Source organism: Hathewaya proteolytica DSM 3090 (genome assembly GCF_900142225.1).
Lineage (GTDB): Bacteria > Bacillota > Clostridia > Clostridiales > Clostridiaceae > Hathewaya > Hathewaya proteolytica.
The window spans coordinates 258,924-274,426 of record NZ_FRAD01000003.1; the positions used below are offsets into that span (position 1 = coordinate 258,924).

Consider the following 15,503-nt stretch of genomic DNA (forward strand, 5'->3'; position numbering starts at 1 on the left):
TCCTTAAAATGTATTTTTTTCTTTACACTAGTTAACCTTTGTTCCACATTCAGGGCAGAATTTAGCATTAGCCTCCACTTTTGCTCCACAGTTTGTACAGAATTTACTGCCGGCAGCAATCATAGGTTTTTCCTCTATTTTATTTCCACAGTTAGGGCAGAATTTTGCACCAGGCTCCACATTTGCATGGCACTTACTGCATACATTATTACTTCCACCATTAGCTTCCTGGTTTCCATTGGACTTACTTGAAGGGTTCTGATTGTTGTAGGTGTTATTATAAGTCTTTTCCATAGAATCCATCATATTCATGCCCATGCGCATACCCATGCCCATCTGCGCCATGTTTGCCATGCCACTGGCCATATTGCCCATGGCGTTATTGCCTGAAGATGGGTTTTTGTCCATGTTCTCTAACATACTTACAGTTTGATAATTGGCATCAGCATTTACCATACCATAAGCTGCATTTTTGTCTATCATCTTTTGAACACTTTCAGGATAACTGAAATTCTCAATATTTAAGCTTGTAACCATAATTCCGATTCTCAAAAGTTCCTCGTTGAGATCCTTCATTATACCGCTACAGATTTCTGTGGAGTAAGCTTGAAGATTGAACATATCTTTTCCTTCTCTTATAAGCCACTTCATAATAAGCTGATCCAGGATAGTTCCACTAGTCTGCTTTACATCGTCAACACAGTATTGTTGTTTTATACCAGCAATTTTTTCGATAAAACAAACATAGTCCTCAATCCTAAACCTATAAGTTCCAAAACATCTTATGGGCATACCGCCACGCATACCAGGTGCAGGTATGTTAAGTGGATTTTTTGTACCCCATTTTACCGTAAATTCCTTTGTGTTGACAAAAACGACTTCTGCTCTAAGAGAGTTTTTAAAACCAAACTTAAATCCCTTTAGTGTGGACAAAAAAGGTATTATCTCACTTTCGATTTCATAATTGCCTTCTTCTTTAAATATACCTTCTATTACACCGTTATATAAAAATATGGCATCCTGACCAGGTCTTATAATAAGTCTTGATCCTTTCTTAAGTTCGTTGTTGGACCACTTCCAAAAAATCATATCTTCATTAGTTTCATTCCACTCCACAATATTGGCTAACTGCCTATCAAATAAACCCATATACAATCCTCCCCCAAATCTGGCACAACATCTTCCATGGTGCCATTGTTTTAAATTATTATATCATATTGAATTGCTTTTTAGTAGCCTCATATATGGCTATGCTCACAGCTATCGGTAGGTTTAAACTATCTATATTTTTTGTGTGAGGTATAATGAGACTTTGCCCAATGTTAAGAAATCTTGGTGGCAACCCTGTGGCTTCATTGCCAAAAACTAGAGAGCAATCCTCTTCAAAATCTACAGTTTGAATGCTCTTGCTCGCTTGAAGCATAAAGGGGTACATTTTTCTCTCTGAGAATTCCTCATAGTAAGCTTCAAAAGAATCATAATGTCTAAAATCCACATTGAAAATTGCTCCCATGGAGGCCCTTACAGTTTTAGGATCAAAAATGTCCACCGCTGGATTTATTATTATAACACTGCTTATGCCAAATCCAGAAGCACTTCTTAGTATAGTCCCCAGATTTCCAGAATTAGATGGATTTACAAGGACTACATGCTTTCCAGATTTTTTTGCTTGGCCCTCAAATTTTTTAAATTCACCTATGACGTAGCAATTTTCTTTATTAGATACCACATTAAAAATTTTATTGCCCGTTTCTATGGGAATTCTGTGTTCTTGACAGATTTTTTCTATTTCGTAATATACTTCTTTCTTCTCAAAATCACTGTGGAAGTAAAGCTTTTCAACTTGCTGTGGCTTTTTCTTAAGCAATTCTACAGTGAGCGTTATTCCTAAAGAATAAGATGTTTCATTTGTTTTTTTATATTTTTTTGAGCTCATAATTTACCTCTTCTATTTGCTATTTAAATTTCCATCAGATTAATTATAATATATTCCCATAGCAATGACAAACTTTCATTGCAAATACTATTGTACTTATAAGTGCTTTCATATATAATTGAATTGTCTAATAAGTGTCCTTAGGACACATATCAGCAGAGTAAAAATCAAAGCGTCAAGTGCTGTAAAGACGGGGAGTTGCTTTACGGACGAAGAAGTTTACCTTTGCGGTTTTGATTTTGCATCCCGCTGCTGCATACAAGAGCGTAATCGCCTATATGCAGTGACTATTATTGCAGATAATTCTGTAAAACTGTATACCAGGAGGTTTTTTTTATGGAAAATTCCAAAAAACAAGGTTTATTCCAAGCTTTTAAATTTAGTGCCTTGGAATTCAAAAAAGTATCTAGTATCACTGGCAGCGCGTTGCTGTCCGCCATTAACATCATCGTCACTCAATTTACCATCACTATTATCCCAAAGGTTTTGAAAATTGGATTTACTTTTATACCTGTGGGAATATCGGCTTTTCTTTACGGTCCAGTCATGTCAGGACTTATCCTAGCATTTCTAGATATAATAAAATTTCTCATTCACCCCACAGGTCCATTTTTCATGGGTTTTACTTTAAATGAATTTTTGGGTGGTTTTATTATGGGTATATTTCTCTATAAAAAACCAGTATCCATATGGCGTGTATTTTACGCAAAACTATCAGTGAATGTTATTGTAAATATTCTTCTAACACCAATTTGGCTTAGAATGATGTATGGCAACGCCTACGCCATCTACTCCACAATGCGAATAGTGAAGAATCTAGCTATACTTCCCCTAGAGACTTTTATTTTATACATTATATTAAAAAATATTTCAGTATTGAAAAAATAATAATAATATAACTCCCAAGAACCAAGCCAGCATTAGATATCATTGTCTAATACTGGCTTTTATTTTCATATTAATAATTTTGTAAACTGTATATCTTTGAATGTTACTCTAATGTTACCAACTTTTCTTAAAAAAAGTTTAAGCTTAACGTGTAAAACATATTTTGAGGTGGTATAAAAATGAAACATACAAAAAAACTTATAGCTTCTATACTATTTTCCCTACTTATTTGTAACTTCTATGGCTGTGGCAATAAACCCAATGAGGCTGCATCAGAAGAAAAAGTAACAGCAAAAGAAAAAGTAGCATCAAAAGAAGAAATCAGTAACAACGTATCAAAATTAGAAAAAAAAGAAAATAATAGTGTATCAAAAGTGGAAAACAAACTTTCACAAAAAACTCGTCCATATGAAAATACGCACAGAAGCTAAAAATAAAAGCAAATTGCTTCTTATAAAGGACTCCTATGCAAACTGCTTTTTACCATTTTTAACATCGCATTTTGACAACATATTTGTGGTGGATCTAAGATACTACACAGAAGATTTTAAATCTATCTTATGATTAAAAAAATACCATGTGATTTTCCTCTATACTAATATAATAGGCAATATCACATGGTATTTTATACTTATTTTCTTTTTATTTTATATTTAACCAATATGTATGTTCTAAAGGACCTGAACCTTTTCCAAGGTCTAGCTGAGCATTAAGAGCTCCGGTAAGGTATTCCTTAGCACGTTTTATACTTTCCTCTACGTTTTTCCCCTCTGCTAAGTTGCATGCAATGGCAGAAGATAAAGTACACCCCGTACCATGAGTATTGGGATTATCTATCCTCTTTGAAGAAAACCATTTCATTTCTCCTCTGCAATAAAGCAAGTCCGTAGCATCGCTGACAAGGTGACCACCTTTAATAAGCACAGCATTTTGAAGATTTTTCCCAATGGCCTTGGCAGCCTCTATCATATCATCTCTATCCTTGATACTAAAACCACAAAGCACCTCTGCCTCTGGTATATTCGGAGTTATTACAGCACCCATAGGCAATAACTTTGTCATAAGAGTGTCAATGGCTTCAGGTGATAAAAGTTTACTTCCACTGGTAGATACCATGACAGGGTCCACCACAACATTTTCTGCTTTGTACTCCTTTAGTTTACTTACAATCACCTCTATAAGGTTGCTATTAGACACCATACCAATCTTTACTGCATCAGGCCTTATGTCCTTAAATATACAATCAAGCTGTTGTGCAACAAAGTCTGCAGTACAATCCATGATGCCATAAACTCCTGTGGTATTCTGTGCCGTAAGAGCAGTAATAGCACTCATAGCATACATTTTGTGAGCTGTAATAGTCTTAATGTCAGCCTGTATCCCAGCTCCTCCACTACAATCAGAACCAGCAATGGTCAAAACTTTTTTTATCATAAAATCGCCTCACATATTATTTTGTTAATTTCTTGCCAACCATATTTACTACTATACATAGCAATGATATAACAATCATCACAGGAAATGTACTTCCCACAAATGTATCCACTTGCATAAACACTCTGTAAATTATAAAACCAACAATCCAAATGCATACATTTGTCATGTCTATTCCCTTTTTTGAATTATTCTTTTTAAGTATAAAGAAATCAGTTATAAGAATGGCAATCATCGGTGCAAATACGGAGCCTATTAGGTAAAGGAAGTCCTCAAACTTAGTTATAGGTGTGAACATAGCTAGCAAAACACCTACTATAGCTACTGCAACACCCACTGGTTTTTCCTTAAATCCTTTATATATGCTCTCACTGCTCACAGCCGCTGAGTATACATCTAAATATGTAGTAGTAACAGTGGACAATATAACTATAATTAATCCCATAACTCCAAGTCCTGATGAAACCATAATTTTTGCCACATCGCTGTTACCTGTAAATATGGTAGCACCAAGGCCAATTATGTACATCCACGAGCTTACTATAAAATACACACCCACACTGGCAAATGTAGCTTTTTTAGGCTTTTCAGCAACTCTTGTGTAATCTGAAATCAGTGGTAACCAGGAAAGTGGCATAGCCACAGATAACTCTACAGCGGCTCCAAAAGTCATATCTCCTGTAATGATGGAAGAAGCATTTCCCCTAAACACTACAAAACTCAGCACAAGAGTAACAATAAAAAGTGCACCCATGGCTATCATGTTTATTTTGCTCAAATTTTTCAATCCTACCATAACCCATAATATTATAAGTAGTCCGATTATTATACTCCACACATTTTGTGACCCAAAACTAAAAATAGTATTAGCAGCTGCGGCACCACTTACAATCATAACAGCAGTCCAACCCACCAGTTGAAGCACATTAAGTGAGGAAAATATAAGAGACCCCTTTTCTCCAAAAGACAACTTCACTGTCTCCATAGCACTTCTACCCGTTTGTCCTCCTATAATTCCTGCCAAATATAAAAGAACACAGCCTATAAGGTGTCCAAGCAGAATAGCCATAATGCCAGTTTTAAACCCCAGTGGTGCCATGAAGGTACCTGTGATAATCTCTGCAATAGATACCGCCGCTCCAAACCAAATTAAGCCATTAGAAAATACAGATGTTTTACTTTCATTCATTATTTTCCACTCCCATTTAGGATCTCACGTGTCAAAAAAAAGAAAACTCCAAAGGAATTTTCTCAAAATCTTCTCTTATTCCTACGTTGGCATTACCCAAATCAGGTATAAGGGTCGAAGTTATTTACTTCCTCTCAGCCTGACACACAAGCTCCCCATTTATTTGTATTCATTCAATTGTCTATTGTACACTAGTTAATTAGTTTTTTCAACACAACATTCACTTTAATTGTCTGACAGTGCCTCATTTTGGAATCCTTCCCCTAGCACTTCTCTTACATCACTTATGATGATAAAGGCTGTTGGGTCCACACTTTTCACAACTTTTTGCAACTGAAATATCTGCTTTTCAGATACTACCATGTATATCATATCTTTCTCTTGTTTAGTATACATGCCTCTTCCTTTTATAATTGTTGCCCCACGTTTTATATTTTGATTAAGCGCTGTGGATACATTCTCCATTTTATCAGATATAATAAGGGCAGCCTTGGCAAAATGCATACCTTCTAATATCATAGACACCACCTTTGAACTAATATAAACAGAAATTAATCCATAAAGCCCAATCTCTACACCAAATACTAAGGCTCCAATTATAATAATAGCAGAATTCAAGGTATTTAAAAAGGTTGCAATGGAAACTGATTTAAATTTATCGTGCAAAAGAGCCGCCACAGTGTCTGTCCCCCCAGTACTAGCAGATGCTCTTAATACAAGTCCAACACCAAGTCCTAAAGCTATGCCCCCAAAGATACTACTTAAGAATATATTAGAGTTTTTAAGCATTAAAGGTATATACTCTGTGTACCACATAGCAAAGGACAAATAAATTACAGCAAAAACTGTTCTCCCCACAAATTTAAAACCCTTTTGTTTTATACTTACAAGCAATAATGGAACATTTACTATAATATTGGTAAGCCACACAGGGATGCTAGCAAAGTACTGAAGTATGACAGCTATACCGGCGATGCCACCCATGACAAGATTGTTGGGAGTTATAAACTGGTTTATAGCAAAACCAAGTATAGTGCACCCCACCATTATAAGCCCGTATTCATATGCAGTTTGTTTAGTTATTTTCATGATTATTTCCTCCTTTTATCATTTGTATTTTGAAAACCATTTAAAGGGATATGGATTTCAAATTCTTTATATCCCCACTAAAAACCAATTTCATCTCGGGAATTTCCTTTAGATCTTTTGGTTTTGTGAATGACGGTATTATGGGATGATCTATGGCACCCGAATTTAAAAGCATCTCCGCTACAAACTCCGAACAGAAATAATAATAAGGTCTTTGCTTTTCTATGTTAAAATAATTATAAATAAGTCCCTTCACATTGTATCTGTACTTTTTTTGTTCTAGCATCATCTGCTTTATTCTTATGTCTATTTTTTTATAAACCTCCTCTGAAACCTTCAGTTCGTATATGGCACAGGGAATACTTTTTCCACATGCATATACCCCATTTTCGATATCCTCCCGCATAAAACCGCCGATAAATGGATTATTTCTGTATATCCTACTAAAGCTATATAGATTTTTCATTTTTAAATCAAAGCTTATACCTGCATGAGTATACTCTGATCTGGTAATATAATGAATTATATTAGACAACAAAGTATTGGTCTTTGTAAGAAATATATATATGCTTTTGCTCTTATCATCTCCATCATTGTAAGGTGCTTGTCCATTTTCAATATAATCATATTCATAAATACACTTATTTTCCATAATTTCTCCTATTTTCATTGCTTCAATTTAATATAACAAGGTAATTATATACTATACATTTATAGTATACAATTATAAAGAAAATTAACTATGTAATGAAAATTATACTTTCGAAAAAAACTTTCCAAAACAAAAAGTTTTATCTTTTTATTGAGGAAAGTTTATTATTAATCCATATTTAAAATTATATCACACTTGTTTTTTATGTCCATGGAAGAAAAATATCGTTCCTCCATAGGTATCCACTTATTTTTAAAATTTTCGTAAATTTTTTTACCATTTCTCATTATAATCCGTTGCCTTTGAATTTCCTCATCCACATTGCAGAAAATTTTATAGTGGTACATTTCATCATAATTTGGGTGGAGGGAATAAGTCCCCTCAACTATAATTATTTTGGTTTTAGGAAGGACAACTTGTGAGTCTATACACATTTTTGCACAGTTAAATATACCATAAGATATTTTATCACATTTATCAATTTTAAGCTTTTCCTTAATTTCTTCACTAAATCGCTCATAATGAATATTTCCACCAGGTTCCTTCAATCTAGATGGAGTTCTAAGGTGACTTGGGAGAAAAAAATCATCCATATGGATCACACTGCAATGTAGCTTATGTGATAAGTATTCTGATAAAGTGGTTTTCCCACTACCACACCTACCGTCTATAGCCACTACTATGATACCATCACTTTTATGTGACATTTCTATGAGTTTTTTTGTGATTTTCTCTATACTTCGTGTTTTTTCACACTCTTTATTTTCTACTAAGCTCTGCAACGCTTTCATCCTTCATAAACCCTACCTTTTTCAAAGCCATGACTACAACTGGGATCAATATTATATGAAGTATTATTCCAGGAATCCCATTTATAAAAGCGGCTGTCATAAAAATCTTAAAGCTAAATTTTACAGTAGTAGCCATGGATATAATAAACATGACAATCCCCCAAACTACTCTACCACCTAACATGGCTCCTATCAAAGTAACATATATATTTGCATTAGTTTTTCTTAATTTTTTGTATAAAATCCCTGCTAAAAAACCATAGGCTGCCAATTCAAAACTCATAGCTAGACCTGTTGGGAATATTTTTGGCATTTGGAAAAGAAAGAACCTTAAAAAAGGAGCAATAAAACCTATAACAATGGCATATGGCCAGCCGCAGATGAAACCAGCTATAAGAACTGGTATATGCATAGGCGATAGCATCTTCCCCACTTGTGGAATTTGTCCTGTTAGAAATGGCAATATCATAGTCAATGCTAACAATAACCCTGATAATACGATTTTTTTACTTTTATTCATATTTTTCCTCCTAAAAATAATACGCAGCTATTCTGTCTCATTTCTATGAAACTTAATACCTGCGTGATATCGTTAGGACTGCGATTATATTTTCTTTTTTATTTTTATACTTTTAAAAATTGTACATAATAAGTTTTCTACTTATAGCCATTTAGCTTCAGCTAAATTCTTATGACATTATATCATACTTATTTTTAATGTTCAATTACTTCTTGTACATCTCTCTAATATCTTGAATAACAGATGATATCATCTGGCTTAAGGTAAAATCCCCTATGCCCACTATGTGATTTCTGCATTTATTTACTGGCAACAAGAATTTTTCAGCCCTACTCTGTCCAACGGCAGTAGCCATGATTGGCGTCACCTCTCCTAAAAGAGCATCTGCTATGACAATACCCAGTGGCCCTATAATCACATCCGCATCCCTAGCATTGACTACTATGGGATTTTCTCCAGTAGCACCGTAATCTGCTCCAGCTTTTAACATAACAGAAGTGGCGATGCTGTTAGTCCCTATGGCCCATATGTCCAAATCCATACCGCTATTTTTAATCTCTTCTATTATATTCTTTCCTATTCTTCCACCTTGTCCGTCAATTACTACAATCTTCAAATCTTTTCCCCCTAGCGTGCAAATATTTTCTAAATCAATTTTATCACACTTTAAGGTTATATTCATTGAATTTTTTTCTTATTATAATATACACACTATGGCTGCCAAATGAAATAAACTTCCTATAAGCACAAATATATGAAACAACCCATGCATATATCTTTTTTTCTTCCCTATACCGTACAGCACAGCCCCCACTGTGTAGGCAATGCCACCAGCCAATACAAGCATCATGTTAGAAAATCCCATGGCTTCTAAGGCAATATTATATATAAAAACCACTGCCCATCCCATACCCAAATTGCATATCATAGATAGTATCTGATACTTTTTTATGTCAATGGCATTAAATACAATGGCAATAGCCGCCAATGCCCATTCTATACCAAATATCCACCATGCAGCTGTAGGGCTAACTTTTCTTATGGCACATAGAGCTATAGGAGTATAGGTCCCTGCAATTAATATATATATAGAACAATGATCTAAAATCTGAAATACCTTTTTTGCCATACCTGGCCTCAGTCCGTGATAGATACTGGACATAGTATATAATAGGATCATGGACGCTCCATATATAGAAGATGTTACTACACCGTAAGCATTTCCGTGCATTGCCGCTATAATTATGCACATCACAGTGGCAACTATGCCAATGGCACCGCCAACCACGTGGGATACAAAATTAAAAAGCTCTTCTTCCTTTGTATAATTTGGTAAAACTCTGTCACATAATCTTGTTCTCATAATTTCCTCCACACTATAATTTGTTATCATGTAGTTTTCATAACTATATGTTATAGTATATTCATTTAAAATGTTTATGTCAATATATTTTATCATTATTTATAAAATATATTGCTTTTTTATTAATTATATATAAATATAGATGTATAATATATGTTATACAATTAATCTTTTTATTGAAAGGCAGTGTATAAATGGATATTAATAATATTTTAACCAAAGTTGACCATACTATGCTAAACCCTACCTGTACTGAACAGGATATATTAAAACTATGCCGTGAAGCTTTAGAATACAAAACTGCTTCAGTATGTGTGCCTCCATGCTATGTTAAAACATGTCACGATTACTTAAAGGGCAAAATACCGGTATGCACTGTGGTTGGCTTTCCTAATGGCTACTGCACTAGTAAGATAAAACTAGCTGAAACCACGGATGCCATAGAAAATGGCGCCGATGAAATTGACATGGTCATAAACATAGGTATGTTAAAAGACAAAAAGTATGAAAAAATAAAAAAAGAAATAAAGGATATAAAATCCGCCTGTGGTGATAAAATATTAAAGGTTATAGTAGAAACTTGCCTTCTAAGTGATGATGAGATAACCATGATGTGCCATATAGTGGCACATGCAGGGGCTGACTTTATAAAGACTTCCACAGGTTTTTCCACTGGTGGAGCTACCTTCCACCACGTTAAGCTCATGAATGAAACATTAAAAGGGATAATAAAGATAAAGGCTGCTGGAGGTATATCCTCCTTAGAAGATGCTGAGAAATTCATATCACTTGGAGCTGACAGACTTGGCACAAGTAAAATAATCAAACTAATAAATAAAGGAGAAAAGTAATGAATACAAAAGACTATATCAACTCCGTAATTGAAAATGTAAAATCTAGAAATTCAGGCGAAAAGGAGTTTATTCAAGCTGTAGAAGAAGTCCTCCCTACCCTTGAAAAAATTCTAGATAAGCACCCAGAATATATAGAAAACAACATTCTTGAAAGGCTATGCGAGCCAGAAAGGCAGATAATGTTTAGAGTTCCCTGGACAGATGACAATAATAAAGTTCACGTGAACCGTGGTTATAGGATTCAATTCAATGGAGCCATTGGACCATACAAGGGTGGCCTTAGATTTCATCCCTCTGTTTACCTTGGCATCATAAAATTTCTTGGCTTTGAACAAATCCTAAAAAATTCCCTAACTGGCCTTCCTATTGGCGGTGGTAAGGGTGGTTCTGACTTTGATCCAAAGGGCAAATCAGATAGTGAGATAAGGCGTTTTTGTGAGAGTTTTATGACAGAATTATATAGGCATATTGGTCCCAATGTAGATGTTCCCGCTGGCGATATTGGCGTTGGTGGAAAAGAAGTTGCTTACCTCTTCGGTCAATACAGAAGAATAAGAGGTTCTTACGAGAATGGAGTTCTAACGGGTAAAGGTCTAACTTTTGGTGGCAGCCTTATAAGACCTGAAGCCACAGGCTACGGTGCCGTTTACTTCTGTGAGGAAATGTTAAAACATCAAGGAACAGATATGAAAGGCAAAACAGTATGCGTTTCAGGCTATGGTCAAGTATCCTGGGGTGTTTGTAAAAAAGTTGCGGACCTTGGTGGAAAAGTCATTACTATTTCAGGATCTGATGGGTATGTCTACGATAAAAATGGCGTGTGCACAGAGGAAAAGCTTAACTACCTTCTTGAAATGAGAAACAAAAGGAAACTGACTTTAAAAGATTATGCTGATACATTTAACTGTGACTTCTTCCCTAAGGAAAAACCTTGGAAGGTAAAATGTGATATAGTGATGCCTTGTGCTACACAAAATGAGATTACTCTAGAGGATGCAAAAAATATAGTAGAAAACAAAGTTTCTTTCCTTTGCGAGGGAGCCAATATGCCAACAACCAACGACGCTATATCATATTTTAAAGAACACAAGGTACTAATAGGACCTGCAAAAGCTGCCAATGCTGGTGGAGTTGCTGTCTCTGCCCTTGAGATGTCCCAAAACAGCATGAGACTTTCCTGGACTGCAGAAGAGGTAGACGAAAAACTACATAGTATTATGGTAAACATACACAACAACGCCATGAACACAGCTGAAGAATATGGCTTAGGCTATGATTTAGTTTCCGGTGCAAATATGGCAGGCTTTATTAAAATTGCTGAAGCCATGAATGCTCAGGGTATATATTAAAACTTGATATTTTTTTAACAACATATAATATAAGTATAGAAAATAGGAGGCTACATTAAAAAAAGCAGCCTTTGGGCTGCTTTTTATGTATTCTACTAATTAATCAATTTCAACACCTGACATCACCAATTTTACTCCATTAGATAGACAATCTCCTACTGGACATGTATTTTCAATAAACTTTGCAAAAGCTTCTACTTTTTCTTTTGGCTCGTTTGTCTTAAAATGCATTACAAAACGAATTTCTTGGAAACCACTTCTTACATCTGCTTTACCCATAAAACCGTCTGGGTCTAAATCGCCTTCTAATTCAACGTGAAATTCTTCAAAGGTAAAATTATGAGCTGGAGCAAAAGCACTTGCTACAATTGTTTGGCATGCTCCTAGTGTGCAAAGTAGTGCCTCAACAGGGTTCATTCCCTCATCAGTGCCACCTAAATTTTTTGGTTCATCCATTATGATTTTAAAACCTCTAGCATTTGTTTCTACTTGTAAACCATCAGATAATTTTTTAGCAGTTGCTTTAAAAGTTGTTAACATAATATGATCTCCTTTTTAGCTTTATTAGTAGCTATACTACCATGTGAATATAATAGCATAATTAAATTAAAAATCCAATATTTATGAAAAACTTTTTCTGAATTTTTTTTAAAATTTACTTAAAAAAAACCATGCAAAATTTAAAATCGCATGGTTTTTTTGGAGCTGATGGTCAGGATCGAACTGACAACCTGCGGTTTACGATACCGCTGCTCTACCATTGAGCCACATCAGCATAGAAAACAAGGCGGCTGTAACCGACCTTGTTTTTACGAAATCATTATATCACCAAACAAATTAATTATCAAATATTTTTAAAAAATTATACTTTGCTATCCAGTCCATGAAGCCAATTTGACTTAAAATAGTATATTACAAAAACAATGGAACTAAGGGTCCAAGTTATTGGATATGCCCAAAATACCACCTTAATATCGTTGATAAAGTTGATGGTAACAGTTACATATGCCACTCTAATTACACACCAACATATTAGCATAACTAGCATTGGCACTAAAGATTTACCTGCACCACGAAGTATACCCGCAATGCAATGTGAAAATGCCAGAAGGCAGTAAAACAGCGATATAATTCTAGCTTGATTGGTTCCAATAAGAACTACATCTGCTTCCCTATTAAAAACACTGATGAGAAATGGTGCTGCTAGGAAAAATATTATTCCAACCACTTCAGCCATTATGGTACTTACGGCTATGCCAAAATAAGTTCCCTTTTTGGCTCTGTCATATTCCTTTGCCCCCAAGTTTTGACTTATGAATGTGGTCATGGCAAAGGCAAAACTAGTAATAGGGATAAAAGCAAAACCCTCTATTTTGGAGTAAGCCCCACAACCAGCCACTGCCACAGCCCCAAAAGCATTTATGTTAGACTGTACCACCATGTTGGCCAGTGCAATAACAGAATTCTGAATGCCTGAAGGAATCCCCATGTGAAGAATTTGTTTTAACATGCCCTTGTCCAAATGTAATTTTTTAAATTCAACCCTATATATATCCTTTGCCTTCATAAGATATCTAAAAGATAATATGGCACTTACTCCTTGAGCTATGACGGTAGCAATACCTGCACCGGCAATGCCCATGCCAAATCCAGCCACAAATAGCAAGTCAAGAACCACATTGATAACAGAGGATATTAGCAAGTAATAAAGAGGATGCTTGCTATCACCCACTGCTTGGAAAATTCCACTGGCAGTGTTGTACATAACTATGGACAAAATTCCCCCAAAATATATTTTTACATACAATGCTGCATCAGGCAAAACACTTTCTGGAGTCCCCATTATTCTAAGTATAGCTGGAGCTAAAAAAGGTCCTATGACAGTAAGAAAAGTACCTGCAATCAAACCAAAACAAATAGCAGTATGTATAGATTTCTTAACATTTTCTTCGCTTCCTGCTCCAAAATATTTAGAAATCACCACCCCTGCCCCCATAAATATTCCACCGAATAATCCCACTAGTAGAAAAATCAAGGATCCTGTAGAGCTTATGGCAGCCAAGGCATCCCTACCTACAAAATTTCCGATAACCAAGGAATCCACAATGTTGTATAGTTGCTGAAATACATTGCCCCAAAATATTGGAAGGGCAAACTTAATTATCTTTTTGCTTATGGAACCATTAGTCATCAATATTGCACTAGACTTCATGCGCATAACACCTTCTTTCGTCAATATAGATACCTATCAATTCTATCTCTTTATATTAATTAATTCAAGTTATATATGCTATTTTTCAAAGTCTTTGTACATTAGGCTTGGCTGTATCCCAGTATTGTTCTGATATTTGCCGCTTTTGTACAATTCATAATCTCCTTCTATGTGGTGATAATAAATCTGACAGATTTCAGCATTAGGGTAAATTCTTATTGGTTGGACACAAAATATTTCAAGAGTCCAAAAACCTGAAAATCCAATGTCGCCAAAGCCCGCTGTAACGTGGATAAATAGCCCCAATCTACCCGTAGAAGATCTTCCTTCTAGCATTGGCACATATTTAGTTGTGCTGGTAAACTCATTGGTTCTGCCAAGATAAAGCTTATTTGGCTCTAAAAGAAGGCCCTCTTCCGGTATAATAATTCTAGACGCTGAGTTGGGCTTTTTCATATCTAGCACTTCATTATCGTAAACTAGAAGCTCGTTGGCCAAAGACAGATTATAACTGTTAGGATTTAATCTTTTTTCGTCAAAAGGCTCTATTATTATTTCTTTCCCAATATGCTTATGTATTTCTTTCCCTGATAGAATCATTTATTTCCTCCGATTAAATTAAATATATGACAAACAAAACTATTATATTTATTGTATACCCATTTTCCTCATATGGCTAGATTTTTTCTTGTCCTTTATAATTTTGATAATCTTCAATATAATAAGGCCAATTATTATCCCCATGGAGTCGATTAATACATCCTGTACTCTTCCCGCCCTTCCCTTGATAAATAACTGGTGAAACTCATCGCTGCAAGCGTATAGCAATGTAATTATAGAAGATGTAAGCTCCCAGTTATTTTGGCAAATATTTTTTACTGCGTAATACACAAGGAAAAACAAAATAAGAAACTCTGTTATGTGAGCGGCCTTGCGGATGAGCAAATTCAACAATTCATAATCCATATTTTCAAATAGAGAAATATGAATTTTCCTCAACAACTCAGCTATAAAATGATTGTTTTTGCTAGATAAATCATCGGGCTGGTGAGAAAAGGCAAATATAATAACCATCCACAGCCCAGCTGGTATTGTGTATGTAAACTTTTTTAATCTATTCATTGTTTTTCCTCCATTATATATATTTTTTATTCAATGCAAAAATTTTGGCAACTTCAACATAATTAGTTTCATTGTCCACTTTCTATTTCACTGAAAAAATGTTA

The 15,503-nt window shown here is 34.9% G+C and carries 18 protein-coding genes, 1 tRNA gene and 2 riboswitches; of the genes, 4 read left to right on the plus strand and 15 right to left on the minus strand.

Annotation, left to right across the window (positions count from 1 at the left end; all coding sequences use genetic code 11):
* Positions 1 to 27 precede the first annotated feature (27 nt).
* The gene (locus BUA73_RS01285) at positions 28 to 1,149 is read right to left on the minus strand and encodes an SPFH domain-containing protein (protein WP_072901428.1); all 1,122 of its coding nucleotides are present in this window, start codon (positions 1,147 to 1,149) and stop codon (positions 28 to 30) included.
* A gap of 58 nt (positions 1,150 to 1,207) precedes the next feature.
* A complete protein-coding gene (locus BUA73_RS01290) occupies positions 1,208 to 1,936 on the minus strand; it encodes a TrmH family RNA methyltransferase (protein ID WP_072901430.1) in 729 nt (242 codons plus the stop codon).
* Positions 1,937 to 2,090: 154 nt separating this feature from the next.
* Positions 2,091 to 2,190: riboswitch (THF riboswitch) on the plus strand.
* 82 nt (positions 2,191 to 2,272) lie between these two features.
* Between BUA73_RS01290 and BUA73_RS01295 the strand changes: the two genes are divergently transcribed.
* Together BUA73_RS01295 and BUA73_RS01300 are read left to right on the plus strand one after the other, a co-directional pair.
* The gene (locus BUA73_RS01295; protein ID WP_072901432.1) at positions 2,273 to 2,824 is read left to right on the plus strand and encodes a folate family ECF transporter S component; all 552 of its coding nucleotides are present in this window, start codon (positions 2,273 to 2,275) and stop codon (positions 2,822 to 2,824) included.
* Positions 2,825 to 3,003: 179 nt separating this feature from the next.
* Entirely contained in the window at positions 3,004 to 3,255 is a 252-nt protein-coding gene (locus BUA73_RS01300; protein WP_072901434.1) for a hypothetical protein, read from the plus strand.
* Between the two features lie 211 nt (positions 3,256 to 3,466).
* On the opposite strand, the gene thiD is transcribed toward BUA73_RS01300, so the two are convergent.
* From thiD to trhA, 8 genes are all read right to left on the minus strand, one after another.
* Positions 3,467 to 4,255 carry a bifunctional hydroxymethylpyrimidine kinase/phosphomethylpyrimidine kinase gene (thiD, locus tag BUA73_RS01310; RefSeq protein WP_479723825.1) on the minus strand — a complete coding sequence of 263 codons (789 nt, stop codon included), beginning with the start codon at positions 4,253 to 4,255 and terminating at the stop codon, positions 3,467 to 3,469.
* A gap of 19 nt (positions 4,256 to 4,274) precedes the next feature.
* Complete coding sequence (gene cytX, locus BUA73_RS01315; protein ID WP_072901438.1) at positions 4,275 to 5,447, minus strand: putative hydroxymethylpyrimidine transporter CytX; 1,173 nt, start codon at positions 5,445 to 5,447, stop codon at positions 4,275 to 4,277.
* 61 nt (positions 5,448 to 5,508) lie between these two features.
* A riboswitch (TPP riboswitch) is annotated at positions 5,509 to 5,615 on the minus strand.
* 57 nt (positions 5,616 to 5,672) lie between these two features.
* The gene (locus BUA73_RS01320) at positions 5,673 to 6,536 is read right to left on the minus strand and encodes a YitT family protein (protein WP_072901440.1); all 864 of its coding nucleotides are present in this window, start codon (positions 6,534 to 6,536) and stop codon (positions 5,673 to 5,675) included.
* A gap of 40 nt (positions 6,537 to 6,576) precedes the next feature.
* Positions 6,577 to 7,188 carry a hypothetical protein gene (locus BUA73_RS01325; protein WP_084671896.1) on the minus strand — a complete coding sequence of 204 codons (612 nt, stop codon included), beginning with the start codon at positions 7,186 to 7,188 and terminating at the stop codon, positions 6,577 to 6,579.
* Positions 7,189 to 7,355: 167 nt separating this feature from the next.
* Positions 7,356 to 7,979: a uridine kinase family protein gene (locus BUA73_RS01330; RefSeq protein WP_072901443.1), complete on the minus strand. Its 624-nt coding sequence runs from the start codon at positions 7,977 to 7,979 to the stop codon at positions 7,356 to 7,358.
* Positions 7,948 to 8,499 carry an ECF transporter S component gene (locus BUA73_RS01335; protein WP_072901446.1) on the minus strand — a complete coding sequence of 184 codons (552 nt, stop codon included), beginning with the start codon at positions 8,497 to 8,499 and terminating at the stop codon, positions 7,948 to 7,950. The genes BUA73_RS01330 and BUA73_RS01335 overlap by 32 nt, the downstream gene beginning before the upstream one ends.
* Positions 8,500 to 8,704: 205 nt before the next feature.
* On the minus strand, positions 8,705 to 9,115 hold the full coding sequence (locus tag BUA73_RS01340; protein ID WP_072901553.1) for a DUF3842 family protein: 411 nt from the start codon (positions 9,113 to 9,115) through the stop codon (positions 8,705 to 8,707).
* An 81-nt stretch (positions 9,116 to 9,196) separates the two neighbouring features.
* Entirely contained in the window at positions 9,197 to 9,862 is a 666-nt protein-coding gene (gene trhA / locus BUA73_RS01345) for a PAQR family membrane homeostasis protein TrhA (RefSeq protein WP_178139199.1), read from the minus strand.
* Positions 9,863 to 10,056: 194 nt separating this feature from the next.
* On the opposite strand from trhA, the gene deoC reads away from it, so the two are divergent.
* Together deoC and gdhA are read left to right on the plus strand one after the other, a co-directional pair.
* Positions 10,057 to 10,713: a deoxyribose-phosphate aldolase gene (deoC, locus tag BUA73_RS01350; protein ID WP_072901448.1), complete on the plus strand. Its 657-nt coding sequence runs from the start codon at positions 10,057 to 10,059 to the stop codon at positions 10,711 to 10,713.
* Entirely contained in the window at positions 10,713 to 12,065 is a 1,353-nt protein-coding gene (gene gdhA, locus BUA73_RS01355) for an NADP-specific glutamate dehydrogenase (RefSeq protein ID WP_072901450.1), read from the plus strand. The genes deoC and gdhA overlap by 1 nt, the downstream gene beginning before the upstream one ends.
* A 99-nt stretch (positions 12,066 to 12,164) precedes the next feature.
* Here the strand turns inward: gdhA and BUA73_RS01360 are convergent, their stop codons facing one another.
* The 5 genes from BUA73_RS01360 to BUA73_RS01380 form a co-directional block, all read right to left on the minus strand.
* On the minus strand, positions 12,165 to 12,605 hold the full coding sequence (locus BUA73_RS01360; protein WP_072901452.1) for an OsmC family protein: 441 nt from the start codon (positions 12,603 to 12,605) through the stop codon (positions 12,165 to 12,167).
* Positions 12,606 to 12,765: 160 nt separating this feature from the next.
* Positions 12,766 to 12,840, minus strand: a tRNA-Thr gene (locus BUA73_RS01365).
* 87 nt (positions 12,841 to 12,927) lie between these two features.
* Positions 12,928 to 14,277: an MATE family efflux transporter gene (locus BUA73_RS01370; protein ID WP_341465297.1), complete on the minus strand. Its 1,350-nt coding sequence runs from the start codon at positions 14,275 to 14,277 to the stop codon at positions 12,928 to 12,930.
* A gap of 78 nt (positions 14,278 to 14,355) precedes the next feature.
* Positions 14,356 to 14,877: a dCTP deaminase gene (gene dcd / locus BUA73_RS01375; RefSeq protein WP_072901456.1), complete on the minus strand. Its 522-nt coding sequence runs from the start codon at positions 14,875 to 14,877 to the stop codon at positions 14,356 to 14,358.
* Between the two features lie 48 nt (positions 14,878 to 14,925).
* Positions 14,926 to 15,399, minus strand: a complete 474-nt coding sequence (locus BUA73_RS01380; protein WP_072901458.1) for a VanZ family protein — start codon at positions 15,397 to 15,399, stop codon at positions 14,926 to 14,928.
* Between the last annotated feature and the right edge of the window lie 104 nt (positions 15,400 to 15,503).